The following is a 26,343-nucleotide window of genomic DNA, read 5'->3' as shown; positions in this document are numbered from 1 at the left end:
TTTGCCATGCCATCAACAATGTATAAAGAGCTTAAAAAGAACATCTCAAAACTGCGCAAGGAGTTCTTGTCTTTTTCTAAGCGGTTAGATGGTGAGTACTCTGAAAGCGATTTAATGAAGTGTCGCGCATATGTGGCTTTCGCTCATGCGGAAATCGAACATTTTTTGGAGGCTTGGGCTGAGCGGATACTCTCCAAAGCAAGGTCAAATTGGGGGAAGGGAAGAGGGTCTAAAACTCTTCTGGCCTTACTCTTCTACCGCGGCGAAACGCGTGGTGTTCCGTCAACTCCAACCGAAATCGGAAGCAATACATATCGATCAAACATCGGTAAAGCCATCTCACTGCAAGAAGGCGTAATTAAATCGAACCATGGTATCACTCCCGAAAACGTAGCAAAAATGTTCATTCCGCTAGGGTTTACGAGTGAAGATTTTGACGAGCCGCTGCTTATCCAATTGAAGAACTTTGGGGGGCATCGAGGCGACTTGGTGCATAAGAGTTCAAATATTTCGCTCGAGAGAATACGCGACCCATTTGATGACGTCGATAATGACATCAATTATCTCGTAGAGGAACTAGAGAAGCTAGATACACTGCTCTTATCTAAGTGAGAATTTTTTATTGTTTGCTTAGCAAGGAATATTCACTTTGACTTTGGTTTGATGAAGCAGCTCAGTCAGCTTTGTGGCTTTTGTGTGAAGGTTTTACAAGATCATCTTACAATCGAAGATCCAGTTTCAATGGATAATATAAGTCTTTTCTTGGATTTTAAGGTCTGTAACCGGCAAAAGAAAAACCGGCCCCAAGGGAGCCGGTTTTAATTTGTGCGAACGAGATGTTTGGAGGGTTAGCCGTTGGTGCCGTAGCGCGGCGCGTTGCGCTGGGCATTGCTGCCAGCTTCGGCGTAAGCTTGGCTTGCCTGTGCGGTCTGGGTGACCTGCGATTGCAGGACCTGTTCATCGCGTTCCGGCGCTGCGGCCTCGGCGGCTTCTTCTGACGCGCTGCTGTTAAACAGTTCGGTCAGGCGCTGCTCGATGCTTTGCAGGCCTTCATTCAGGCGTTCTTCGGTTTCGCTGATATTGTCGTTGATTTCGTCATTGAGTGCGCCCAATCCATCAAGGATTTCGCGGGCATCTTCAAGACCGGCCTGAATGCCTTCGCTCGCCTGATCGAAAATCTCGCGCGCTTCGGCCTCCGAACTTGCGTTGGATGCAATCAGATCACCGACACGGGCAAGAATACGGTCTGCGACGGCCTCTGGCGTGAAGTCGTTCGGATCAACGCCCTGGATCGACAGGCCGGTTGATTGCAGGCTTTCATTGATCGCGGCAACGATATTGTCGGCCGACAGGCGGACGGCGGATTCAGAAGACAGCGAAACAGACGTCGCAGCTGCAAAGGCAGATGCGCCATTGTTGCCGGTTTTTTCAGAATCACTTTGGCCCGGCAAATAGGATTGTGCCGAGCGTGATGATGCCCCGGATTGTTGGGATGACAGACCACCAATGGTGATATCCATAAACGTCCTCCCTGGACGGACTGCGTTAAGCGCTGTGCTGACAATCAGCACGTTTCCAAGCATTTCGGCGCGGCAGTTTCGCGCGCAATCAACGGCTTGGTTAAATTCAATGATCAATATGGCATGAAAAACGGTAAAAATCCAGTGGTGTTGTGAAATTCGGGGTTGATGTCTTTGGCGGCGGGGGCGGTTATTGCCTTGGCGGTGGGCATGGCCGGTGTTTGGCAAAATCGTCGGGTTTTCGCCGGAAATCTCGTTATCTGATGTTGCACAGCGATCAAAGCGCGCTTATGAACACTGCTTAAGAGTATTTTGAACCCAATTTGGTCGGATGGGCGCGGCTTTGCGCCAGCGCCCCGATCCAATAGGCAGGAGTTGATTGAGCGTGGCGAACTATCAGGAAAGTGCGCGGGAATTTGAAAAGCGCTGGCAGGCTTATTGGCGTGAAAACGATACCTATCGTACGCCAAATCCCGGCGATGCCGATTTCGACGCAAGCAAGAAGAAAAGCGTCATCCTGGACATGTTCCCCTATCCAAGCGGGGTTGGCCTTCATATCGGCCATCCGCTGGGCTATATCGCGACCGATGTAAAGGCGCGGTTCGAGCGCATGCGCGGCAAAAACGTTCTGCATTCCATGGGCTTTGATGCCTTTGGTCTGCCGGCAGAACAGTTCGCCATCCAGACCGGTCAGCATCCGCGCATCACCACCGAAGCCAACATCGAAAACATGCTGCGTCAGCTGCAAGTCATCGGCCTTGGCCATGATCCGCATCGCCGTTTCGCCACGACCGATGTCGATTATTACAAATGGACGCAGTGGATCTTCCTGCAGCTTTTCAACAGCTTCTATGACCCGACCGTCGAATGGAAAGGCCCGCAGGGGCAGGTGATCAATGGCCGCGCGCGCCCGATTGCCGAACTGCGCCCGTTGCTTGAATCTGGCGCGTGGTTGCTGGATGAAGATGGCGTGCCGCAGCCGAAATCCGTGATTGGCGAAGGCACCAAAGCCGAAGGCAAGGAGATTGACCGTGCGATTGATCGCGGGCGTCTGGCTTATGTCGACGAAGTGCCGGTGAATTGGTGCCCGATGCTCGGCACGGTTCTGTCGAACGAGGAAGTCACCAACGAAGGCAAGTCCGAACGTGGTGATTACCCGGTGTATAAACGGCCACTGAAACAGTGGATGTTGCGCATTACCGATTATGCCGATCGTCTGGTTGCCGATCTTGAAGGTCTGGACTGGCCGAATGGCGTGGTCGAGATGCAGAAGGGCTGGATTGGCCGTTCTGTCGGTGCGCGGGTGAATTTCCCGGTCAAACTCTCAAACGGTGCGGATGACAAGATCGCCGTTTACACCACCCGTCCGGACACGATTTTTGGCGCGACCTATATGGTTCTCGCACCCGAGCATCCGCTGGTCGATAAGCTTTGCGCCACCGATAAAAAGGCCGATGTCGCGGCCTATCGCGCACAGGCGTCCGAGCTTAAGGCCGTTTCGGCCAAGGATGATGCCGAGCGTGAAAAGACCGGCGTGTTTATTGGTGCGCATGCGACCAACCCGGTGACGGGTGAAGAAATCCCGGTCTGGATCGCCGACTATGTCCTGATGGGCTATGGCACGGGGGCCATCATGGCGGTTCCGGCCGGTGATCAGCGCGACTTTGAATTTGCCCATAAATTCGGTCTGCCGATCAAGGCAACGACCGAGCCGTCCGATGCGTGGCTTAAGGACAACGCCCCGGCGGATGCGGCGGAATCTGACGCGGCAACGTTGCTTGCGCGCTATGGGGCAGAGCCGGGTGCTTTCAAGGTTGCCCAGACCGAAGTTGGCGAGACGATCAATTCCGCCAATGACGAGGTTTCAATAAACGGTCTTTCGACCCCGGATGCCAAGGCCAAGATCATCGAATGGATGGAAGCCAAGGGGATTGGCCGTGGGCGCGTGCAGTATAAACTGCGTGACTGGCTGTTCTCGCGTCAGCGTTATTGGGGGGAGCCGTTCCCGGTTCTGTTCGATAAGGAAACCGATCAGGTGCACGGCATTGCCGAGGCGGCCTTGCCGGTCGTTCTGCCGGAAATGACGGATTTCAAACCGAAATCAAACGAAGACCCGAATTCGGAGCCGGAACCACCGCTGGCGCGCGCCAAGGACTGGATGGAAGTCACAGGCATCGTCCTTTCTGATGGTTCGGTTCTACCGGTGGACGCCGAAGTCGGTTCGAAATACACCCATGATGGTGTGAAATATGAAGTGCGCGCGTTTAAACGCGATGCCAACTCCATGCCGAACTGGGCTGGGTCGTGCTGGTATTACCTGCGCTATTTCGATGCCAAGAATGATGCCAAGTTTGCATCCGATGATGCAGCAGCCTATTGGGCCAACAGCACGGACAAGGATGGCAACGCCCTTCCGGGGGCGGTTGACCTTTATGTTGGCGGTGCGGAGCACGCGGTGCTTCACCTGTTGTATTCGCGTTTCTGGCACAAGGTCCTGTTTGATCTTGGCTATGTCGCAACGCCGGAACCGTTCCAGAAGCTGTTTAACCAGGGCATGATTACGGCCGATGCCTATACCGATGCGCGCGGGGTTTATGTCGACATCCATGATGTTGAAATGCGCGATGTCGATGGCAAGAAAGTGCCGTTCAACGCCAAGACCGACGAGCAGCTGATCACGGTGCCCGGCAAGATGGGCAAGCGTTATAAGAACGGTATCCCGCCCGAGGAAATCTGCGATCAGTACACCATCGATACGTTCAGAACGTACGAGATGTATATGGGGCCGCTTGACAGCTCCAAACCGTGGCAGTCGGATGCGATTGTCGGCATGATGCGCTTCCTGTCCAACGTCTGGAAAGTCACAACCCAGATGGAGCGGACCGATCACGTGGATGGCAAGATCGAAACGCTTCTGCACAAGACGATTGCCAAGGTGACCAAGGACGTGGCCGACCTTCGCCATAACACCGCGATTGCAGCGCTCATCGAACTGACCAATGCGCTGACCAAACAAAATGCCGTGCATGATGATCATGCCAAGGCATTGGCGCTGATGGTCGCCCCGTTTGCCCCGCATCTGGGTGAAGAGCTCATGAGCCGGATGGCCGCAGACGAGTTTGCGGCCAAGAAATCGGTGATCAAGTTCGACTGGCCGGCCTTCGATGCCGAGAAAGCCAAGGATGATGAATTTGAAGTTCCGGTTCAGGTCAATGGCAAGAAGCGTGGCTCTGTCATGGTCGCGGCTGACGCTGATCAGGCAACGGTCGAAGCTCTTGCCAAGGCCGATGAAAACGTTGCCCGCCATCTTGAGGGCAAGGACATCGTCAAGGTGATCTATGTCGCCAAGCCGACCCCGAAACTGGTCAATATCGTGGTGAAGGGCTGATCCTTCACGGCCAAGATCGATTTATGAAAAGGGCATGTTGCTTTGGCAGCGTGTCCTTTTTTTATTGGGGCGGGTTAGCGGTCCGCGAAGATGGCCTTGGGGTCGCAATCGCTGATGATTGCGGAGGCTGGCAATTCGCGTTCAATGATCTCTTGATCTGGCAGAAGGCTTGCGCGGCCAAACAGTTTTGCCAGGCTCCCGTCGCACAGCATTTCGTAGATCGCCTTGTTAAAGGCCTTGCGGTTTTCGATGCCGGCAAGATCGGCCTTGAACAGGATCAGGACATTTTCGCTGGTGACCGGATCCTCGCTGACAGAGATCGTGTCTTCAAGGCCAAGCAGCTTTCGGACATGATTGCCCGAAAAACGTTCGATGATGGCGGCATCGAGGCGATTACTGGCAATCATGCGCAACAAAAACGCATCGTCGGGCACGCGCTCAAGGTTGAGTTCTTCGCGATCAAGAATGTAGTCAGGGTAATGATAGGCGGCCAGCCCAACGCGCGTGCCATCAAGGTCTTCCAGCTTGGTGACATTACCATGACCAAATTGATCAGTGCTGTAAAAAATCAGATTTTCGCGGCGATAAAACGGGACAGAGGCCAGCGAGACCGGAATTTCAGAAAGCGACGGATATGCGCCTAGCGCATCATATTTACCGCTAATGAAGTCCTGTGCCGCGCGCCGTACCGGCAGAATGTCAATGATCACGTCTGTCTCCGACCGCCTTGCTATTTCCGCATACATGTCGATAAAGACGCCGTGATCCTTGCTTTCCGCCATCAGCGGAATATAGGGAAAAACCACCCGGATCGGTGACGTTGATGGCGCGGCCAATACGTGTCCGGTCAACATCAGAAGGCAGCCGAGGGCGGCGGAAAGAAGAAGCATATAATAATGTACGTGTGTTGTGAGGCTTTAATGGAAACTAGACCACGTTCCGGGAGGCGGCACAAGGGCACTCTCTATTGCCTCCAAGCGCTTATCAATTGACGGGGCATGGTCGGCTGTCTACTAATCGGCAACCACGTTGTTTGTAAGGTTTTACCAATGAGCCACGGGCGCAAGATTTCAGTTATCGGGTTGGGCTATGTCGGACTGCCGGTAGCGGTTGCATTTGGCACATCGTGTGGTCGCACCGTCGCCTTTGATATCAATCAGGCGCGCATTTCCCAGCTTAAAGCGGGACATGACGCAACCGGCGAAGTCGATGACCATGAACTTGCCGCAGCCGATCTTTTGTTGACCGCTGATGCCCAAGACCTTGCCGAGGCTGATTTTCATGTTGTGACGGTGCCGACGCCGATCGATAGCTCGAACCGTCCGGATCTGTCGCCACTGCGCTCTGCTTCGAAAACCGTTGGGGCCATCCTTAAAAAGGGCGACATTGTTGTTTATGAAAGCACGGTTTACCCGGGGGCGACCGAAGAAGTATGCGTTCCAATTTTGGAAGAACTTTCGGGCCTGAAAGCAGGCAGTGATTTCACAGTCGGTTATTCACCCGAACGTATTAACCCGGGTGATCGCGAACATCGCTTTACGACCATTACCAAGGTTGTTTCCGGTCAGGATCAAGCGACCTTGGATATTGTCGCTGATGTCTACGGCGGTGTCGTGACCGCTGGCATTCACAAGGCGCCAACCATCAAGGCGGCCGAGGCGGCCAAGGTGATTGAAAACACCCAGCGCGATTTGAACATTGCGCTGATGAACGAACTTTCGCTGATCTTTGATCGCGCCGGTATTGATACCAGTGATGTTCTTGCCGCGGCGGGTACCAAATGGAACTTCCTGAAATTTACCCCGGGTCTGGTGGGCGGTCATTGCATCGGTGTTGATCCCTATTACCTGACGCACAAATCCGAAGAATTGGGTTACTACCCGCAAGTGGTTCTGGCTGGTCGTCGGGTGAATGACGGTATGGGTGACGTGGTCGCCAACAAGGTCATCCGGGCATTGCTGCGTGAAGGGGCGACCAAGAACCCGACCGTGACGGTGCTAGGCCTGACGTTTAAGGAAGACGTCCCTGATATTCGAAACACACGTGTGATTGATATCGTTCGGTCACTCGAAGAGGCCGGTGTTACTGTGCAGGTCCATGACGTGCATGCCGATGCGGGCGAAGTGGCACACGAGTTTGATGGCTTGAAGCTTTGCTCGGACCGTTGCCTGCAACCTGCAGATGCCGTTGTTCTGGCCGTGTCGCACAAGGAATACGTTGCCAAGGGCTGGCCGCTTGTCAGCAGCTTGCTAAAAGATGGCACGGGTTTTGTTGCCGATGTGCGCGCGGTTTTGCCGCGTGACGCAGTGCCGACCGGCATTGACCTTTGGCGTCTCTAAGCCCGCAAAACTATTCGTCCTGATAAAGATCAAGCTCGCGCTGCAGCTTTTTCGTCAAACCCTTGGCGACAATGCGGTGCGAGCTTTTTAAATGGTCCTTCAGGTCATGATCGCTCAAGCCCGGCGCATCATAGTGCTGGATCCACTTCATGCCGCGTGATGCCAGGTAGGGGGCAGGTCGAAGGCCGGGCATATCTTTCAAGACTTCATAGCCGATTTCGGATGTCTTGAATGTGACACCCAATGTCTCATTTGTGGCCCAGCCGCCAATGGCGAACACCTTGCCTCCGACTTTCCAGACATCCGCGCCACCCCACTGAACAACGTGGGTTGTCTGTGGCAGGGATTTGCAAAAGGCGTTGAATTCGTCCCGATCCATTCTGGCCATCCTGTTCATGCGTTTTCTGTCGGTGTTGATGGGGCGGTGTTGATGGTACGCAATCATCCACCGAACGTCAGTGATTTTCGATAATGCTGTGAACCAGTTGGCGCAGTTTTTCGGCAAACCGGTCTTGGCGAAAGTTCTGCCGGCACATCTGATAGGCGGTATCGCGGATTGCGGTTGTTTCCTCCGGTGAACCGATTGCTGCGATGATCGCATTTGCCAATTGTTCCGGGTTTTGGAGCGGGCACAGTCGCCCGGTTTCGCCGTCCCGGACAAACTCGGGCAGGGTTGCGATGTTACTTGTGATCACCGGCACATTGGCCGCCATCGCTTCGAGCACGACAAGCGGTTGGGCTTCGTTGGGGTAGTGGCTGGGAAAGATGAAGAGGTCGGAGTTGTCAAAGACAGCCTGCCGTTCAGGATCGGAAACTGGCCCCAAATATGTTGCTGCCGCATGCATGTGATATTTTTCAAGTAATGTGGCGAGCTCGGCTTTACTGATGTCGCCTTCGGTCCCGGCAATCGTCAAATGGCAAGCGATACCTTGCGCGGGCAGGATCTCACAGGCAGCAAGCAGGGTTTCGATGCCTTTGGCATGAAACAGGTTGGACAACCATAAAAGCCGGATCGGATCATGGGGTACCCATTGTTTGGTGGCTGGGCCGACGAAAGCACTATCATCCAGGCAGTTGGCGATGATGGCAGACTTGCAATCAAGGCCTTCGATTTCTGTGCGCAAACTCTCGCCGAGCAGGATGACGGTTTGCCCTTTGAAAACCGTCTTCTGAAGCAAGTCAGACCATTTTGATCTTCGCATTTCGGGAAGACCGCGACCATGCAGGTGCAGGATTATTGGGACACGCAGGAGCTTGGCCAGAAGTACATAAATGCAGTCGCGGTAATAGGCGAAGCCATTTGGTGCAAAGCAGATGTAAAGCGCCTTGGCGCTTGGCAATGCCCGGATCAGGCGCAGCAACAACCAAACCGCCAACCCGATCTTGCGCACCGAAAATCGATTTACCTCCGACAATGTCCGGGCAAAGCGCATTTCAATGACATGCAAATCGAAGTCTTTCGCCAAGGCGTTGATGGCGATCCGGTTCATTTGGGCCGCCCCGTGCATGGGCGGTGGCAGCTGAACCATGGTGATGATTTTCGGGCGGTTGGTCATCGAGCGTCCCTTGCCGAAAACAAGTGTAACTCGCGGAGTTTGGCAGCTGCCAGCCAAATCGACCAAGGCAGGTCAGGTCGGTAACGCGCAAGCACGGAAGCACGCGTTTTCTGATAGAGCGCGTCCGGTATCCTTGCGAAATGGCGGGTGCCGGGATCAAGGGTGCGCTCGATCAGGCGCCTGTTAAGTCGACTGATGTGGGCCTTGGTAACGCAGCAGGCGCGCAGATAAAAATCCAGATCAATGCAACAGGGCAAATCTGTCGCATAACCACCTGCACTGGCCCAGACAGAGCGATGCATGGCAAGTGAGGAATGATGCAGTGGGTTGCTAAAATACAGCCGTCCGGGTGAAAAATGCTGTAAGGCTGCCAAATCCGGTCGCCACGGATCGGACACTGCGCGCGCGAAGACAAGTTGATTGTGGCAATTGCAAAGTACGTCAACTTGCCGATCCAGCCGATCAGGCAGAGAAAGATCATCGATATCCTGAATGGCAATCAGATCGGTGCGGCTGTTTTTAATCGCGAGATTAAGTGCAGCGCCGCGTCCAATCCTGCCGGGATGAATGATTTTCAGACGCTGGTCGTTGAGCCAGTCTGATGGTGTTGTAAGGGGCGTGGTTGAGCCATCATCGATAATGAACGCATGATCGCGGGGCCCGAGTATCTGGCGCAGATTGCTGAAATAGCGATCCCGATAGGCGTCGCCATCGCGCACGGTCGTGATGATTGTGATCGGATCACGCATCAGAATCTCCCCACGAGATGGTCAGAGTGGTGTTATGCCCTTGCGCTGTCTTAGCAATGATCCGTGTTGCCGGACCGGCAGCGCTGAATGTCGCGTGTGGGATCATGTGTAGCGGGGCGTTCGAGGTCAGCTTTATTCCGAGTTCGCGACAGAGGATGGTGTCTTCCGCGATCTGAGTCAGGCCGATGTTGCCATCAATCAGAATTCGGAAAAGATCAACTTCTCCCGTATCCTGACTGGAAATCTGATCAGAGATGATCGCGCGGCTGTTTTGAAACTCGATCTGTCGATGTCCAACGATACCGGCAAGCTCGAAGGCTGCATCAATCTTGTCGTCAGATATCTGCCGGGCACCAAGAAAACGGGCAAATTCGGTCTCGCCAATGGCGGGAAGCGGCTGTGAGGCTTCGTCATAAAGGCTGGGTACATCCTGTTCGCCGCCGGTTGGTGGAAGGAAGATGCGGGCAGATTTTCCTTGGCCCGAAACAATGACGGGTGCGCCGGAGACATCAAAACTCTGTCTGCCACAAACCGTCATTTGCGCATGATAGTAAGAGGATGAAAACTGCGTGACTATGTCGTTCGAGGCGGTTCCCGATGCGAGTGAACGGATGTGTTTTGGCGCTGGAAGTTGCGAGGCCTTCAGCAGCCAATAGCCTGCAAAGGCAAGGTAATCATCGTGGCGGTTATAGCTGTACCATCCCGGTGTTTGTGAATTTTCGGGGCCGGGATTTTTCTGCAAGGGGGCAGGTGACAGAAGATTGAGCGGGAGCTTTCCGGCTTTAACAAGAGCGTCTTCCAACCGATGAAGGATGGCTTCTGCTTCGTTGCGGTAACCGTTCTTGAGCAATACATAAAGCCCGCAGGTCGCGCCAAAACTCTGACCCGCACCACGTCCGAGCAGATTGACAAAGCCATGCGTGCCGGCAAGTTGGGCCAAGATTTCTGTAGCCCGGTTGGCAATCCGTTGATGGCGTTTATTGGGACTGTCAGACAGAAGTGCTGTGCAAAAGGCGTGGTATTGTGTGGAGAAGCAGTCTGGTCGATCCATGAAAACTGGTGCACGCCAATAGCGAAGCAAGATGAAGGTTAAATGGACGAGGTTGAGGAGTTTTGCGGTTAGTCCAGCATTTCGTTTCTGGCGATTGATCAGCCCAAGCATCTGCCAGTTTGCGACATCGGGGCATTGCTGTTTCGTATTCCGAAGGATGTCGGCGATGGTACCCGATGACAGGCCCGGCGTATCCAGCAACGCATAGTCGATGAATTCGCGGTGGTAGGTTTTGTCTTGCGGCTCTGATCGCAAGGCATCAAGGGCGCGGGCGATATTGGGGCCAAATTTAACAGGATCAGTCCGCGTCCAGAGATTGACGGCAAAGGCCTTGGCGTAAAAATCCGGTTGTTCAAACTGCCCAGTCGTCAGTTCACGTGTTGCGAGATCGTCTGCAATCCGCTTGGCCAGATTGAGGCAGCGTCTGCGAAGCGCGTTCTCGGTTACTGAAAGTGACATGTCACCTCCATCGACAGGGACTGGCCTGCTTTGAGGCAGTTCAGGGGTACTGCCTGAATTTCAGGGCAGTGACGGCCCATGCGTTCGCGCAAGCGCCAGAGCAGCTTTTTGAAAACCGGCATGCGCCAGAGCAAAGCTGAAAACCAACCCGGTGCCGATAGCGTGAAAAATCGGTTTGCCCAGCGCAGCCAGATCTGATCAACCGGATCACTTGGCAGCAGGCGGGCATGAATGATCCAGTGATCGTCGCGATCGCGCAGATACATGTAGGGATCAAACCGGCCCGCTCCATCCGCGTGATCCAAACTCACGGATATGGTTGCGCCATCCTTCCCGATCAGTGTGACCTTATTGGTTGGATAAAGACGGTATTTGTCGCTGTTGGTGTGGTGAACTGTCTTTCTGGCGATACAACCACGTTGGATGGCGGTTTTGTCAAAAACCAGCCGGATGACGGCGTCTTGCAGCAGGATGTCGTCCAGTGACTGAATGCGTAGCTTAAGTCCGATTGTGTTTGGGGTGGGCTTGCGGGTTTCGTACGCGATACTTATTCGACCCCCGGAAAGGTGCCAGACATCGCTGACCTGTTTGGCGTTTCGCGGTTGGTCGGTGAGTGTCACAAAGGAATGCTGGTCCGAACACTCCAGACCCCATGGGCCAAAGGTGATGTCACCGTATTGGCCACTGATCAGCTTATTATTTGTGATGGTGGTGGTCAGTTGCCTCATGCCATGACCTGCCGTCTTGTTACGACTCTTTGGCAGGCCAGCAGGATCAGAACCAGACAGGCCAAGCGGACTTCGATCAGCATCATGATGCCGGGTGCGAACTCGCGGGGCGGCATGACCAATGCCGAGATGATCATCAGTGCAAGGCATCCCCAGCCCAGCCATTTCACCGCTGATATTTCCTGCAAGATCAGGATTTGTCGGGCGATGAACGCCATCAATACCGGCCAAGCTGCACCAATTTGAAGGATCGTGATTAGAGCATCTGACGGGCTGGCATAAAAAAGATCGGCCAATTTGCCTGGCAGGAACAACAGCAGGCCCGCGATCAATGCCATTGGTGTCAAAAGCCAGATGTCACGCATTTGGCCCACCTCGTTTTTGGCAAACAGGGTTGAGGCAATGGCTGCAATCAGGCCGGCGCAAAACAGGAAAACGCGTTGGGCCAGAAACAGCGGATCGTTGTCTGCGCCCAACAGGACAAAGTCGAGATTTGGCACGAACCCGGCGAGCAGGGTGAAGCCGACAAGGCCGAATACGCTGCCCTTAGGTGCCATTGGGGCTTTGGTGGAGGATTGTTCAAATGCAAATGCTGTTGCGAGGGCAAGGCTTGTCAGAGAAACCGCTGGTGCAATGAGGTAAAGTGCCAAATCTGAATGGCTGAGCGATGCCCAAACCGCCACCATTATCCCGCATGCCTGACCAATAACCGCAATCATGCCAAGCCGTGAGAAGCGGGTTTTGGCCGCAATCATCCAGTCGGGCGAAAGGGCGGCGGCAAACGGGATCAGGATAAGTGGCCAATATTGCGCAAGCGGAACGCTGATTGTCGTGACGATCAGGATCGAGGCGAACCCTGCAATTAGGAACTTTGTTCCGACAACAAGCATGGCCTGTCCGAAGGCCGCATTTTGTGCCAGTCGCACCAGAAGCGACCCACTTCCAGCCTGCGTTGCGGTAACCGCAAGACCGACCATCGCGAGCAATTGGAAATAGGTGCCGAGATCGGCCTCTGAATAGGTATGACCAATCAGAACAAGGATTGCCATACCGCCCAGCCGTGCGATCATATTGGCGCCGATCATCCACATTGGATATAGGCGAAAATCCGCTGATTTTATGAGGGCTGACCATCTAACCATGGCGCGACAGGATGGTTTCATATGCATGATCAACCCGCGTGCCATAGGTGTTGCGAAGGTCGTGGGTGATTTGATCACGGGCCTTTTGGGCGATGGTTCGGCGCATCTCAGGCTGTGTGATCAGTGCCGACGCGGCCGTTACAAGCGCATCCCGATCTCTTGGCGGGATGATAAGACCACTTTGATGATTGATGACCGGACTTCCGGCATCGAACGTGGTGATGACGGCACAACCGGCTGCCATCGCCTCCATGGTGGCAAGGCTGCTGCCTTCTGTCAGGCTGGGAAAGACAAAGATGTCGGAAGACAACATGTGATCAGCAACCTGATCGTGCAGCAGGGGGCCAAACCACGTTACCCCGTCGGGCACATTTGAAAGCAGGCCCTTGGCACAGGGTCGTGCCGCGCCGATCAGGGTAAGCTCGACCCGTAAGCGGAACTGGCGGCGAATTGTTGTCCAAGCCGCCAGAAGATGGGCGGTTCCCTTTGCAAGCGACAGGTTGCCGACATAAAGAAGCCGAATAACCGTATCGTCGCGCGCGAAACGTTTTCGATCCAATAGCGCCTGACAATGCGGCGATGTAAACGGGACTAGGTATATCTTGTCAGGCGCAATACCGGTTCTTTGCAGACCTTCCGCGACCGTATCCGAGGGCGCAAATACCGCATCGGCAAAGCGTGCTTCGGCCGTGCGCCGACCGGCAAGGAAGTTTGATATTTCGCGGTGGGTGCGACCGTGGGATGCATATTCGCCGACAAGCTGAACATGGCGGGTTTCGGCCAGTTGGCCGGTGACATCGGAAATCGTGATCATATTGCGTGCCTTTGCGCGACGCATGGCAGGCAGGCTGTAATTGCCCTGCCCATGCAGGATGTCGGCTTTCGGCATTTGACAGGCGGCCATCAGCGACAGGGGAATGTCGGAATAAAGATTGCGCGCCGGTAACCGAAGCTTTTGGGCCGTTTGTCCAAGCAGATCGGGCAGAAGGTGGCGACCCGGGATATTGCAAAGTGCAGTGCCGACATCGCGTGATGACGGGCGGATAAGACCCGTGCCGTCATGGCGCCAAAAACTGTCCCAACGCACCAGCCGATCCTGATCGGCGAGGTGTTTGGCCAGAATTCTGGCCTGATCTACACGGCTGATCATCCAGACGGATGGTTCGGATTTCAGGCTGCGATTGCGGTTTGGCGTGATCATCGCCACCGCCGCATGTCCGGGTTATGATTAACCGCCTGATGAACTGCCTGCCACATGGTGTCGCTGTGATGGGCGGGGTTATTATTGGCAATTGCCCTTGCTTGATGCAGGCGCGTGTCCTCCAGAAGTTGCGGCGCATCAAGAAGGCGTTTGCAGGTCGCGATCCAACCTCGCGAATTATCGATCGGCAGGATTTCGGAGCCGCGCAAAATATCCGGGGCGCATCCGGTGAATGGACTTGCGAGTGCCACCGCGCCACAGGCAATCGCATCAATCACACCAACGCCATAGGCATCATTTCGGCTCGGAAAAACGGCGATCTTGCTGTTGGTCAGAATGGGCGGCAGTTGATCGGGGGGAAGTTGCCCGAACACATCCACTTGATCACCAAGGCCGGAAGATTGCGTAAGCATTGTGGTGCTTTTAATGCCTGTGCTGCCAACGATAGCGATGCGTTTTGCAATGCCTGCTTGTGACAGTCCCGCTGCGATCCGCATGAAGAGATCAAAGCCCTTTGAAGCCGTTGTGCGACCACACCAGACGATGTCGTATTGTCGTTCCGCCAAGTTCTGATTGGCGGAAATATCGGGCAAAGGGAATGACGCAGGGATGGGTGCGACCGAAATGAGATCAGGCGATGCGCCATGGCCTTCGAACCACGCCGCCCCGCGCGAACTGGCGGCAACAAAGCCATCGGTACGGGCAATCATGATCCGGCGTAACCTGCGCCGAAGCGGATTGTCATAGTCCGCATCTGAGCCTGCCCAGCCATCGAATTGCAGAACGGTCGGAATGCGGTGTTTCAGCGCCCAGTTTTGCGCCTGCCATTGCGCGATGCCAAAACCGTTTATGATCAACGCATCACTTGGTTCACGGCAAACAGCCCGCGTGACGCGAAACGGAACGGACAATGTTCGGTTTTCACCAAGGGGAATTCGCACGCCCGGCAAGGTGATATGGTCAAATGCGGGTGTTGTGATTGACCAGTTTCGCTGTGGTTCACGATGTTGGGTACATAGTACACGCAAACCTCCGCCTGCGGTCATCGCGCGATGATGAAGCGCGTCATAGGCAACGGATCGGTAGGGTGGCACAAGGTTGGTCAGCAAAGTCACCCTCACCGCGGCAATCACCTTGAGATGCTAATATTGCCTGCAACTCAATCATAAGTTACCATTCAATTCAACCAATTAGCCGTGACTTAGATCGTTGACGGCGGCGAAAGACGGACGCCAACAGCAGGAACTTTGTGTTTCTGCCGTTTTCAAGTGTCCGGCCGGGGTGACAGGGGTGGCACATGCGTGACGAACTCAAAGGGCACAAAGCTGCCTTCTTCGGGTTGCCGCTCGATACGAGACGACGTCGTCTCGTCTTTGCTGATATCGCCTTGAGGCTTCGCAAAGGTACGGCGACTGCCAACCAAGACTGTTTTCGTCATCATTGCCTGAATGCGACCAAACTGCCCGCAGCCTTGCGTGATGATCGTTTGCTTACGGCACTTTCGCGCGCAGATTGCCTGTCTGCGGATGGCATGGGGATTGTGTGGGCAGCCCGCCTGTTGGGAATCAGGGTTGCCGAGCGGGTGACTGGCATTGATCTGATGACAGATCTTCTGGCGCAGTTCGCACAGGATGGCACGCGGGTTTTCCTGTTGGGGGCGCGTCAGGGTGTTTTGGATCAGTTGCAGGGGACATTGCCTGCACGTTTTCCCGGTCTGATCATCGCGGGTACCCATCACGGTTATGAGCCCGATGATGAAAAGCTGGCCGATTGTGTTGCACAGGCCAAACCAGATGCCGTTTTTGTCGCCCTGCCATCGCCGCGCAAGGAGCTGTTCGTTGATCAGTATGCGGCCAAGACCGGATGCGGTTTTGCCATGGGTGTTGGCGGGGCGTTTGATGTTCTGGCCGGGAATGTCCGACGCGCCCCGGTTGTCTGGCAGCGGTGCGGGTTGGAGTTCCTTTGGCGTGTCTTGTGTCAGCCACGCTACATGATCCCGCGCTATGGGCGCGGGCTTTGGGCATTTGCCCGCCTTGTCGGGCCAAGGATTGTGAGTTTTCAAATCCGGCGCATTTGGCGTGCATTGCAGAAAGCGGCAACCATTTCGGTCATCTTAATGATGCTGACAACGGCCGCCGATTTGCAGGCGCAGCCGACAACCACAGCGACGTTCGATTTGGAAAACCGGCAGGCGGCGATCAGCTGGATTGAAGCCGAAATCGCAAAGGTCGAGGCCACCGAAGACGTCGCCCACTTGATTGATGCACTTGTCGGAGCTGTGCTGTCAGAGGATGGCACCAACCAACAATCTGACATCGATTGGCAGGTGGCAGAGGAGAGCCTTAAAGTATTGCTTGGCCTGTTTGATGTGGTTCTGGGCGGTGGTAGTAGCCGTTTTTTGCTGGAGACTGTGCTGGGTGGGGTGGTTCTGCGTCTGCTTGATCTTCATCCCGACCCGGGGCGCCTTTCGGAAATCGTCCGGGGTAATTCTTCGGATTTGGCAGAGCGCCTGTTTGAACGCAATGCCAATCAAGCACTAATATTCGCAGGCGAACAGCAATCATTTACCGCAAGCATCCAGCCCGAAGTAGCACCGCGTGTTGTCGGTTCGGCGCGGCCACCTGAAACCGAACGGGTGCTACGTTATTCGCTTCTTTTTGTTGGTGGTCCGAGAAAGCCCACCACTGACAGCTATTGGGGTGTTGAGGATTATCAGGAACCTGTCGGAATTCCAGAGCTTGAGGATGCAAGCCCCAGATGACAGAGCATCCCAACCATCCCGTCGCGGTTACCAGCGTCCCACAAGAACGTTTTGATCCGTCCTTGCGCGATTTGTTGAGCATTCTCTGGCAACGGCGCGGGATTGTTGCACTGACCTTTGTGTTGTTCCTGATCGCGCTTTTGAGCGGCATCGCCAATTGGCAGGGGGATTATCGGTCCGTCACCGAAATCGGGCTTTCTTCAAATGTGGAAATCGCGGAACGCCAGATGCCAGCGGCATTCAACAGTGACCGGCGCATTGTAACCGCCCAGGAAATCGAAACGGCAATTGCGGAAATCAAAGGGCAGGAAACGCTTTCCACCGCACTTTCGGTTTTGCGCGGAGAGGGTGTCTCGCTGACGGATACGCCAATATCCAGTGATCTCGAAACTGACGGGATCTCTCATCTTCGCAATGCTTTGGAAACCGCCCGGGTTGGCAATGCGGCGGTCATTGAGGTGGCCTTTACCGCAAGCCATCCGGAAACAGCGCAAAAGGCGTTGATGGCCGTTGTTGAAAGTTATCTTTGGCAGCGCGAAGACCGGCAAAAAGCCGCCATTCGAAGACAACTTGCCGAGGCGGAGGCACAATTTCAATCTGCGCAAACTGAATTGGATGGTCTGGAAGGGGATCTGGGCAGCTTGCAAAACAGCGCCGGTATTCTGGACCCGGATGAGAATGCGCGGATGCTTGATCGCATCTATGCACTCGATGAGCAGGCTGAGGCACTGGGGCAGGAGGTTGTCAGCCTGAGGCTTGCGCGCCAAAGCCGCAATGCGGCGGCAAACCTTGATGATTTGCTGGCGATTGACGATGTGGCAAGCCATCCGATGGTGCGCCAAATCTCGGCACAATTCGAGACGACGAAACAGGAATTTGTCAGGCTTGATCAGCGTTACGGCCCCAAGCATCCGACCATGCAGGGCAAGCAGCAAGAACTGGATGATCTGCATAGCCAACTGGCTGCTGTCGCAAGCAATATCGCCGATCAAATGGATATCACCCTTGCCGGGGCGGAAGAAAAGCTGCGTTTGATCACGGCCCAACGGGATCGTTGGCAGGAACGTATGGCGCTCCGCAATACAAGCGTTCAGGGGCAGGCCGCCCTGGTGCGATCTGTCGCCATGGCGCGCGCCAATGTTCAGGAGCTGGGTCAGCATGTGCAAGCCTTGCGCCGTGAAATGGCAGCGTTTCAGGGGGATGCCGCGATCCTGCGTGCGCCTACTTTGCCCGCAGCAACCGAATTTCCCGCCAAGCGCGATCTTGCCGTGTTGGCGATCATGATTGCGTTGTTTGCCGCCGTGGTTGCCGCAATGCTGCGTCACTATTTCGATCACAGCATCGATGACGATTTTGATCCGCATGCGGCGTTGGGCATCCCGTTATTTGCCCGGATCCCGGAACGGTCGCGGGCGAACAAGACCACCAGCGTTGCTGCCCATGACGAAGCCGCAGGCCATCTGGCAGTTTTGATGCGGATCATGGTGCAGGGCGGAGATGCAACAAGCAAATCCGATAAGGACGGACAGGTGATTGCAGTTGGCTCAGCACTCTCGGGCGATGGCAAAAGCCACATCGTTCATGCGCTGGCCGAAAAGCTGGCCGGACTGGGGGCATCAGTGATGGTTCTCGATGCAGATCTGCATGATCCGGCACCGCCGAACCGGGCGCGGTATGACGGTGAAATGACTGCCGATCTGACAGATGTCATGTCAGGGATTGTGGATCTGGATGGTGCCCTTAGCGGGACAGAAAACGGCGAGGGGTATCGATATCTTGGTGCGCGTATGCCAGTACCTGGGAATATCGCAACAGGCATGATTGACGGGCAATTGCCTGATTTGATCACGCGCCTGCGCACCCGGTTTGATCATGTGATTGTTGATACGCCGCCGATCCTGTCGGTGGCGGATGGTGTGATTGCGTTGGGACTGGCCGATGTCAGGCTGTTTGCCCTGCACTGCGGCCACAGCAAGCGCCGCGATATCACCCAGGCCCTGTCGCAATTGCGTGCAGCCAATATTGTGCCGGAGGGGGCTGTCTTGAACGGTGCCAAGCCGCGTGCTGCCTATGGCAAGGCAGAGGCGGACATGGCGACCGAGGGGGCGACGTTATGAAGGCAATCCTGATTGTGATTGCCCTGCTGTTGCTTGGCTCTGGCGGCGTGGTTCTGGTTTCGGAAGGCAGGGCGCTATCGCAGCTTGAAAACAAACGTGCCGCCTTTGCCAACGGAGACGGCTTTGGCGCAGAGCGTGATGCGATGGTGGTCGATGGCACAGCGCTTGACGCACTGCTCAACCAGCGGCTGGTCGAAAGGCCGTTTGATCCGGTTTTGCTGGCGGTGAAGGCGGCAATAGCGGCCGACGATGATGTGGCGCTTAGCGCAACGCTTCTCGATCAGGCACAGGCGATTGCCCCGCGTGATCCCCGCGTGCAGGCATTGCGCGATGGGTTGCAACTGTGGCTTCAAAGCTTGCCATTCCCAGCATCACGATCGGCAGAATAAGAGCAGGCATGACCATGACCCAGTCGCCAATGCTGCCAAGCATTGCCATCGCGAAAAGGGCGATCAAAAGCGCGCGCGTGTCGGGTTTCTGGCAGGTGGCAAGCACCGTTTTGATCGCGATGATGAGTGCTGCCAGCAAGATCAGCATAATCGGAACACCAAAGACGATTGCGCCATCAAGCCACAGGTTATGGCTGCTAAACCAGTGGGCATTGGCATTCAGGTCCGGGGTGGCGAAATGAGCAATAATCAGTCCAATACTGTCCGCCCCCCATCCGGTCAATGGTCGTTCTGCGATCGCATGCAGCGCGGTGATCCACAAATCATCTCGCTGGATCAGGTCGTTGCGGGCAAGGTCGGTGAAGCGGTCGAAAAGTTCCGGCGATGCGAGGATTGCAATGGTGCTGGCCGCGATGACGCCAAGCGCGATCATAATCAGCCGCTTAATGCTTTGCACGTTTGCGCGCGGGGTCAGGATGATAAACAGTGCCCCGCCAAGCAGTGCCATGAAAAAGGCCAGCCGCGAGTGGCTTTGGACAACGGCAGTTGCGAACAGCAAGCCAATTGCCAGCCAGCCACCCGCCTGATCAAGGCGCTTGGCCGAGATCAAGGCCCGGCTTTGATCATACAAAAACAGGCAGGCCAGAATACTGAACGCCATCAGAATTCCGAACGCTGTGCGATTGGCGAAGGTGCCGGTCCAGTCGCCAAGATGGGCCTGTTTGGCAAACCAGAATGTGGTTTGCCATCCCATCACATCGGCACCTGCGGCAAGCGCCACTTGAAGCGTGCATGTGATGACAATGGTGCGGGCGATGGTGATGTTCAAATGGTTGTTGAGGCGCGCCAACAGTGCGGTCAGGCTCGCAACACCGCCCAGCCAGATCAGATAGGCCGCAATATTCAGCCAACCATATGGGGCGATTGCAATGTGCGGCGCATTGAACGGATAAGCTTGAATAGTCCAGATCGGCAGGCTTTGCAGGATCGCCCAACCAATCAGCCCTGCGATCCCGATCCAAAGACAAAGCAGGTGCTTGCAGATTTGCACAGTACCGGGACGCAGACAGATCGCAAGCATACCGATACCGGTCAGGATCGCCAGAAGGGCAAGCGCCAATGGCCGCAATCCGCCGAGCAACAGCGGGGCCAGAATGATCTGCGCCATCAGACAGGTTTGCGCCAGCCAGAGCATCAAGGTCAGCCAATCTGCTTTAAAATCAAGAGCCTCAGCCTAGCCGAATTTTCGCACCCTGTCGCGCTGCTTGCGCAGGGGGCACGGCGGTGAAAGCTATTGAGACCGGGGTTGTGCAATACGCCGGGCAGGGGCCGGGAACCGCCAGCCAAGCAGTATCACTGCCGATCTGGTTGGTACTTGCAGGCAATCTTTTGATGGGCACCTCGCTCTGGCTGATTGCAGCGGGCGGGATGGGCGCCAAGCTTATCCTGCTTGGTTTCTGGATTGCGATGCTGTGCGCTTACGCCCGTCCGGTTCGCATTACACCGGGTTTGCTTGCTGGCAGTTTGGCTCTTGCCGGGCTGATCGGTGTCATTGCCACTGGCAATGGCGCCAGCATCGAAAAGCTCCGCCTGATCGGCAACCTTTTGATGCTGCCGGTCGGACTGTTGGTCGGGCTTATGATTGGCCGGGACAGCCTTCGGGTGATGATGCCGGTTCTGGTGGTTTATCTGCTGCTTTCAAGTTCGTTTCAGATGACGCATGAGGGACTGCGCCTTAATCAGCCGTTCTTGTTTCTGGGGCTTTTTGCGCTTTGTTCGGTGGTCCGGTGGCGGGGCTGTCGGCTGCTTGCCGCGGGATCGGCCTTGGCGGTGTTGCTCAGCCAAACACGGATTGCGGTGTTGGCGATGTTGGTCAATCTGATCGGGATGATCCGGTTTTCGCGGGCGATGACGTGGCTTGTTGGTATGGCCGCATTGGCCGTGGCTGGCTGGTTTGCGATGTCCCATCTGCCGCGCCTGTTTCTGACCCATGGCAGTGGGCGTTTGGCGTTCTGGCAGGACTTCTGGGGGATGTGGCAAGGCGGCTCTGTCGGCCAACGATGGCTTGGTTTCGGGACCGGGTCGGTGGAGGAAATTCTGTCCGGCTATCAATCCTTTGCATCCTTCGGGGCGCTTCATAATGATCATTTCCGCATGCTGTTTGAAACCGGAATCACCGGGGCGATACTTTGGTCGGCGGGATGGATTGTCATGCTTTGGACCTTGCGCCATGCGCGCCTTGCCGTCTCTATCCTGCTTTCGGTGATGCTGACCATGGTGACGGATAATACGCTGAATTACGGGCATTATCTGGTCTGTTGCGGGATGGTCGCCGGGATTGCCGCGCGCAAGGGGCCTTATCATGGATAGGGATCATCTGATTGATATCCGGGATCGCGTGATGGCCCGCATGGTTGCGGATGGCTTTGCCGGGGCTGATCCGTTTGACGGGCTTGAAAGTGCTGTCTTTCGCGCAAGCGGGCTTGGGCGGTTTTGCTTGGCGCGGTTGGCCTGGTTGCAGACGATCAAGCGTGGTCCGGAAGGCTTGCGCAAGGTTGTTCGCATTCCCAAGATGGTCAATCCGAAAACGCTGGCCTTGCTGGGTGGGGCCGGGCAGGGCGTGGTGCTTTGTGATGTTCTTGATCGCCTGTTGGAACTGCAAAACCCGGATGGTGGATGGGGATATCCGTTTGAATGGCAGGCGCGGGCGTTTTACGCCAAACGTCATCAAAGCAATGCCATTGTGACAAGCTTTGTCGTTGATGCGTTACTTCAAAGCAGGATGCAAAAGGATCACCCGGCGTTGGTTCATGCGGCAGGGTTTGTTGAGAGAAAGCTCTGGCGCGATGGCTAACTCGCCTATTTCGACCATGTTGCCGTTGAAATCCATAATGTCAGCCTTTGGACGGCCTTCGTGTTGTATCGGATGATCGGACCGAATGACAAAACCGCACAGGCGGTGGCCCGCATTATCGCCGCGCAAAAGGCTGATGGCGGTTGGGCCTATGGCACGCGATCCCATCACCACTTCGTTGACGGGTTTCACACGGGCTATGTTCTTGATCTGCTGGACCGGTTTCGGAAAATGGGGATGCACGGGTTAGATAGCGCGATTGCCGGTGGATGGCAGTTCTATCGGGCAGCGTGCTTTAATGCCGATGGTCTGCCGCGGAGCTTTGCCGGGCGGGATGGCTATCTTGATGCGCATGCGGTGGCACAGGCGATCGCAAGTCTGTGTCGATTTGGGGATCGTGATGGGGCCATCCGGGTGGCAGTATGGGCCGCAGATAGGCTTTTTGATCCAGGCCGCGATCTGTTCTTTGCCGGGATCAAGAAAGACGGCAGACCGGATCGGCGCAATTACATGCGCTGGACGCAGGCATGGATGGTCTGGGCACTGTCAATCGTGATAGAAAACACGGGCCCAAACCCGTCGAGCCCGCAAGATCAAGCCATGTCGAATTTTGACCCGACCAAACCACTCAGTTTTGCCCATCCCGATCCGAACCGGGCGGAGATAGAAGCGGACTTGCGCGCCTTGGCCGAACCGGTGTTTCGCGGGCTTTATGACATCACGCGTGCGGCAGCATCGCGGGCCAAGGCCGAAGGGGCGATGGAAACGCTTTATGGTCTGACGCGCGGGATGAAGACCCTGCAGCGCATCGGGGCGGAGCAGGGCATCATCCTTGGCATCAGGCGCGGGGGCTAAACTCGGCGGTTAGCGTTGGCGCAGCTCGTCGGTGGTCAGTTGGCCATCGCCGTTTTCGTCGAGATAGTTGAACATCCGGTTATGGACGGCCTGGAATTCTTCAAGCGCCAATTGGCCATCGCCGTTGGTGTCCATCATGACGATCATCATTTCCGGGCCATGCATTTTGCCCATCATGCCACCCATCATCATGCCGCCATTCATCATGGGACCATTCATCATAGTGCCATTCATCATACCGGGGCCCATCGCACCGTTATTGCACGGCATCGTGTTGCAGGGACCGTAACCTTGCCCGTTGCCCGGGCCATATCCCTGACCCATCATGCCCGGACCTTGCATCATGCCTTGGCCGTTGGGGTTCATCATTTGCGGGCCTTGTTGGGCCTGGGCGACGCCAAGCGCACCAGCAAGTATCAGTCCGATTGCGGTAATTGCGAGATATCTTTTCATCATAAGTCTCCTGTTCCGAAGGGATGAGACCATTATGTGCAGATGACCCGTCACGTGTTTGCAGGTCGAAGACGGGAAACTGCCCAAAACAATAAAATCATTCTATCATCATCAGGGGTGCGCGCATTGAGGCCGATCAATCGGCATCCCGTGCCAGAATGAATTCTGGCGTGATTTTCATTGCCCCGGCCAACCCCGCAGGGATATTGCTAGGCGATGCCCGCAAACAGACATCTGCTGTGCCAAGCTGAGTATTGAAAAACGTATGAGTTCCCGATTTCCCGCCCTGCCAATCGATGCTGTCCTGCCGGATGTGATTTCCGCGCTGGAAAACGGCACCAATGCGGTTTTGCAGGCGCCACCGGGGGCGGGCAAGACGACCAAGGTGCCGCTGGCGTTGCTTGATTGCGCGTGGCGCGGGGATCAGAAGATCATCATGCTCGAACCCCGTCGTCTGGCCGCGCGTGCCAGTGCGCGGCGTATGGCGCAGTTGCTGGGCGAGGCGGTTGGTGCGCGTGTGGGTTATCGCGTCCGGTTTGACAGCAAGATTTCCAAGGACACGAAGATCGAGGTCGTGACCGAGGGCATCCTGATTCGCATGATTCAGGATGACCCCGAACTTTCCGGTGTTGCCGCTGTCCTGTTTGATGAATTTCACGAACGATCATTGGATGCCGATCTGGGCCTCGCCCTTGCCCTTGAAACGCAGGGCGCACTACGTGATGACCTGCGCCTTGTGGTCATGTCGGCCACCCTTGATGGCGATCCGATTGCGCGACTGATGGGCGATTGCCCGGTGATCACATCCGAAGGCCGCGCCTATCCGGTCGAAACGAGATACGTGGCCCCCAAGCCCGATAAATGGGGCAATGTCCGCATTGATGCGGAAATGACCGGCGCGATCAAAACCGCCCTTCGCGAAGAAAGCGGATCGATCCTGGCCTTCCTGCCGGGGCAGGGCGAAATCACCCGGGTGGAAAGTGCGCTTAAGGGTGCGGTGGGAAGTGATGTCATCATCGCCCCGCTTTATGGCGCGATGGATGCAAAGGCACAGGATATCGCGATCCAGCCCGCCCCGGACGGCAAGCGCAAGGTCGTTCTGGCCACCGCGATTGCCGAAACGTCGCTGACCATTGATGGCATCCGGGTGGTGATTGATAGCGGCCTGCAACGCCTGCCAAGGTTTGATCCGGCATCGGGCATGACGCGGCTGGTCACGGTCAAATCATCACAAGCCAGTGCAGAGCAACGCCGTGGCCGCGCCGGACGACTGGAACCGGGCGTGTGTTATCGCCTGTGGCCGGAAAACGAACATCGTGCCCGTGCGCCCTTTACCGCGCCGGAGATTGCCGAGGCCGATCTGGCACCGCTGACGCTGGAGCTGGCCCGCTGGGGTGTTACCGATCCTGAAACGCTGCCGTGGCTGGATGTACCGGATCGCGCCAAGATTGATCAGGCGCGCGATGTCTTGCGCGGCCTTGAAGCACTTGATGGCGAAAACCGCATTACACCGATGGGCACTGCCATGGCCGGATTGCCGGTCCATCCGCGGTTGGCGCATATGATGTTGCGCGGCGCGCAGCTTGGCCTGGATGATGTCGCCTGTGCGCTGGCGGCGTTGTTGTCTGATCGTGATTTCATGCGCGGGCGCGGGCGCGGGGCGGATTTGCGCATTCGGGTTGAGGCAATCCAGAAGGGCCGGGCGCCCAAAATGATATCGGAGGCCGCCAAGCAACTGGCCCGCCGCTTGCACGATGCCACCAAGCAGGGCGGGTTGGCAAAACCCGATACCGCGCGCGTGGATCGCGCCGATGAGGTTGGCTTGTTGCTCGCCTTTGCCTATCCCGCCCGGATCGGGGAGCGCCGCAAGGGGACGGACGCGCGCTATCGCCTGTCGGGCGGGCGCGGTGGCGTTTTACCCAATGAAGATAGCTTGGCGTCGGAGCCCTATATCGCGGTTGCCGAACTGGACGGGCAGGCGCGCGAGGCCAAGATTTACCTTGCCGCCCCGGTGGCGCGTGCCACCCTTGAAACCCATTTTGCCGATCAGATTTCCGAGGGCACGGAAGTCTTCTGGGACGCACAAAGCGATGCGGTTGCCGCCCGCTGGCAACGCCGGATTGGCGCCCTGGTGTTGGATGAAAAAGCCACCCATGACGAAGCCGATCCCGAGGCGATTGTTGCAGCCCTGATCGAGGGCATCCGCAAACTCGGCCCGCATTGCCTGCCATGGGACAAGGCATCAGAAGGCTTGCGCGCAAGGCTGGCGTTTCTTCATCGGGTGGCGGGCGATGCTTGGCCCGATGTTTCTGATGACGGGCTTCTGGGATCGCTTGAAGACTGGTTGGCACCCTATCTCGGCGGCATTACCAAACGAGGCCAGCTTAAACAGATCAACCTGTCTGAGGCGTTGCTTGCCGGGATTGACTGGAACCAGCGACAGGAAATGGATCGCTTGGCCCCCACCCATTGGCAAGTGCCCACCGGATCAAACATCCGCATTGATTATAGCGGTGAAACACCCGCTTTGCCGGTGCGCATGCAGGAAATGTTTGGTGCCACCGAAACGCCAAAGGTGGCGAATGGCAAGGTCGCGGTGACCTTGCATCTGCTATCCCCCGCGCAACGCCCCATTCAGGTCACCAGCGACCTGATCGGGTTCTGGAACGGGTCCTATGCGCAGGTGAAGGCCGAGATGAAGGGACGTTATCCCAAACATTACTGGCCCGACGACCCGCAAGTCGCCGAACCAACCCGTCGGGTTAAAAGCCGGATGTAGGG

21 protein-coding genes are annotated in these 26,343 nt (G+C 56.0%); 9 read left to right on the top strand and 12 right to left on the bottom strand.

Going from position 1 to position 26,343, the window contains the following annotated elements; translation table 11 throughout:
* Positions 1 to 6 precede the first annotated feature (6 nt).
* Entirely contained in the window at positions 7 to 612 is a 606-nt protein-coding gene (locus FHI25_RS17840) for a HEPN domain-containing protein (RefSeq protein ID WP_210520099.1), read from the top strand.
* A 236-nt stretch (positions 613 to 848) separates the two neighbouring features.
* Here FHI25_RS17840 and FHI25_RS17835 read toward each other — a convergent pair whose 3' ends face one another.
* On the bottom strand, positions 849 to 1,520 hold the full coding sequence (locus tag FHI25_RS17835) for a DUF5610 domain-containing protein (protein WP_210520098.1): 672 nt from the start codon (positions 1,518 to 1,520) through the stop codon (positions 849 to 851).
* Positions 1,521 to 1,905: 385 nt separating this feature from the next.
* Here FHI25_RS17835 and FHI25_RS17830 point away from each other — a divergent pair, with 385 nt between their 5' ends.
* Positions 1,906 to 4,908, top strand: coding sequence for a class I tRNA ligase family protein (locus FHI25_RS17830; protein ID WP_210520096.1), 3,003 nt, complete (start codon positions 1,906 to 1,908; stop codon positions 4,906 to 4,908).
* Between the two features lie 74 nt (positions 4,909 to 4,982).
* Here the strand turns inward: FHI25_RS17830 and FHI25_RS17825 are convergent, their stop codons facing one another.
* Positions 4,983 to 5,798 carry a transporter substrate-binding domain-containing protein gene (locus FHI25_RS17825; RefSeq protein WP_210520094.1) on the bottom strand — a complete coding sequence of 272 codons (816 nt, stop codon included), beginning with the start codon at positions 5,796 to 5,798 and terminating at the stop codon, positions 4,983 to 4,985.
* Positions 5,799 to 5,957: 159 nt separating this feature from the next.
* Here FHI25_RS17825 and FHI25_RS17820 point away from each other — a divergent pair, with 159 nt between their 5' ends.
* A complete protein-coding gene (locus tag FHI25_RS17820; protein ID WP_210520091.1) occupies positions 5,958 to 7,247 on the top strand; it encodes a nucleotide sugar dehydrogenase in 1,290 nt (429 codons plus the stop codon).
* A gap of 10 nt (positions 7,248 to 7,257) precedes the next feature.
* On the opposite strand, the gene FHI25_RS17815 is transcribed toward FHI25_RS17820, so the two are convergent.
* The 8 genes from FHI25_RS17815 to FHI25_RS20810 form a co-directional block, all read right to left on the bottom strand.
* Positions 7,258 to 7,626: an MmcQ/YjbR family DNA-binding protein gene (locus FHI25_RS17815; RefSeq protein ID WP_210520089.1), complete on the bottom strand. Its 369-nt coding sequence runs from the start codon at positions 7,624 to 7,626 to the stop codon at positions 7,258 to 7,260.
* Between the two features lie 76 nt (positions 7,627 to 7,702).
* A complete protein-coding gene (locus tag FHI25_RS17810; protein ID WP_210520086.1) occupies positions 7,703 to 8,803 on the bottom strand; it encodes a glycosyltransferase family 4 protein in 1,101 nt (366 codons plus the stop codon).
* A complete protein-coding gene (locus FHI25_RS17805) occupies positions 8,800 to 9,522 on the bottom strand; it encodes a glycosyltransferase (protein WP_210520085.1) in 723 nt (240 codons plus the stop codon). The genes FHI25_RS17810 and FHI25_RS17805 overlap by 4 nt, the downstream gene beginning before the upstream one ends.
* A gap of 22 nt (positions 9,523 to 9,544) precedes the next feature.
* The gene (locus tag FHI25_RS17800) at positions 9,545 to 11,062 is read right to left on the bottom strand and encodes a hypothetical protein (RefSeq protein ID WP_210520083.1); all 1,518 of its coding nucleotides are present in this window, start codon (positions 11,060 to 11,062) and stop codon (positions 9,545 to 9,547) included.
* On the bottom strand, positions 11,047 to 11,790 hold the full coding sequence (locus FHI25_RS17795; RefSeq protein ID WP_210520080.1) for a hypothetical protein: 744 nt from the start codon (positions 11,788 to 11,790) through the stop codon (positions 11,047 to 11,049). The genes FHI25_RS17800 and FHI25_RS17795 overlap by 16 nt, the downstream gene beginning before the upstream one ends.
* Entirely contained in the window at positions 11,787 to 12,881 is a 1,095-nt protein-coding gene (locus FHI25_RS17790) for a hypothetical protein (protein WP_210520078.1), read from the bottom strand. Before FHI25_RS17790 ends, FHI25_RS17795 begins: the two co-directional genes overlap by 4 nt.
* 43 nt (positions 12,882 to 12,924) lie before the next feature.
* Positions 12,925 to 14,133, bottom strand: a complete 1,209-nt coding sequence (locus FHI25_RS17785; protein ID WP_210520076.1) for a glycosyltransferase family 4 protein — start codon at positions 14,131 to 14,133, stop codon at positions 12,925 to 12,927.
* Positions 14,130 to 15,254 (bottom strand): glycosyltransferase family 4 protein, encoded by a 1,125-nt coding sequence (locus tag FHI25_RS20810; protein WP_210520073.1) that lies wholly within the window; start codon positions 15,252 to 15,254, stop codon positions 14,130 to 14,132. Before FHI25_RS20810 ends, FHI25_RS17785 begins: the two co-directional genes overlap by 4 nt.
* 176 nt (positions 15,255 to 15,430) lie before the next feature.
* On the opposite strand from FHI25_RS20810, the gene FHI25_RS17775 reads away from it, so the two are divergent.
* Complete coding sequence (locus FHI25_RS17775) at positions 15,431 to 16,894, top strand: WecB/TagA/CpsF family glycosyltransferase (protein ID WP_210520071.1); 1,464 nt, start codon at positions 15,431 to 15,433, stop codon at positions 16,892 to 16,894.
* Positions 16,891 to 19,011: a hypothetical protein gene (locus FHI25_RS17770; protein WP_210520069.1), complete on the top strand. Its 2,121-nt coding sequence runs from the start codon at positions 16,891 to 16,893 to the stop codon at positions 19,009 to 19,011. Before FHI25_RS17775 ends, FHI25_RS17770 begins: the two co-directional genes overlap by 4 nt.
* 261 nt (positions 19,012 to 19,272) lie before the next feature.
* Here FHI25_RS17770 and FHI25_RS17765 read toward each other — a convergent pair whose 3' ends face one another.
* The gene (locus FHI25_RS17765) at positions 19,273 to 20,568 is read right to left on the bottom strand and encodes an O-antigen ligase family protein (protein ID WP_210520066.1); all 1,296 of its coding nucleotides are present in this window, start codon (positions 20,566 to 20,568) and stop codon (positions 19,273 to 19,275) included.
* A gap of 116 nt (positions 20,569 to 20,684) precedes the next feature.
* On the opposite strand from FHI25_RS17765, the gene FHI25_RS17760 reads away from it, so the two are divergent.
* The 3 genes from FHI25_RS17760 to FHI25_RS20670 are packed head-to-tail and all read left to right on the top strand — an operon-like array spanning position 20,685 to position 23,109.
* A complete protein-coding gene (locus tag FHI25_RS17760; RefSeq protein ID WP_210520064.1) occupies positions 20,685 to 21,770 on the top strand; it encodes an O-antigen ligase domain-containing protein in 1,086 nt (361 codons plus the stop codon).
* The gene (locus FHI25_RS20675; protein WP_246879193.1) at positions 21,763 to 22,254 is read left to right on the top strand and encodes a hypothetical protein; all 492 of its coding nucleotides are present in this window, start codon (positions 21,763 to 21,765) and stop codon (positions 22,252 to 22,254) included. The genes FHI25_RS17760 and FHI25_RS20675 overlap by 8 nt, the downstream gene beginning before the upstream one ends.
* A 60-nt stretch (positions 22,255 to 22,314) precedes the next feature.
* On the top strand, positions 22,315 to 23,109 hold the full coding sequence (locus FHI25_RS20670; RefSeq protein ID WP_246879192.1) for a hypothetical protein: 795 nt from the start codon (positions 22,315 to 22,317) through the stop codon (positions 23,107 to 23,109).
* A gap of 9 nt (positions 23,110 to 23,118) precedes the next feature.
* On the opposite strand, the gene FHI25_RS20765 is transcribed toward FHI25_RS20670, so the two are convergent.
* Entirely contained in the window at positions 23,119 to 23,562 is a 444-nt protein-coding gene (locus FHI25_RS20765) for a hypothetical protein (RefSeq protein WP_210520062.1), read from the bottom strand.
* A gap of 265 nt (positions 23,563 to 23,827) precedes the next feature.
* Here FHI25_RS20765 and hrpB point away from each other — a divergent pair, with 265 nt between their 5' ends.
* Complete coding sequence (hrpB, locus tag FHI25_RS17745; protein ID WP_210520060.1) at positions 23,828 to 26,341, top strand: ATP-dependent helicase HrpB; 2,514 nt, start codon at positions 23,828 to 23,830, stop codon at positions 26,339 to 26,341.
* Positions 26,342 to 26,343: the final 2 nt, after the last annotated feature.

It is taken from the genome of Thalassospira sp. ER-Se-21-Dark, from assembly GCF_017922435.1.
Lineage (GTDB): Bacteria > Pseudomonadota > Alphaproteobacteria > Rhodospirillales > Thalassospiraceae > Thalassospira.
Note: the sequence above shows the minus strand (reverse complement) of the source record. Positions and strands in the feature narration are given on the sequence as shown.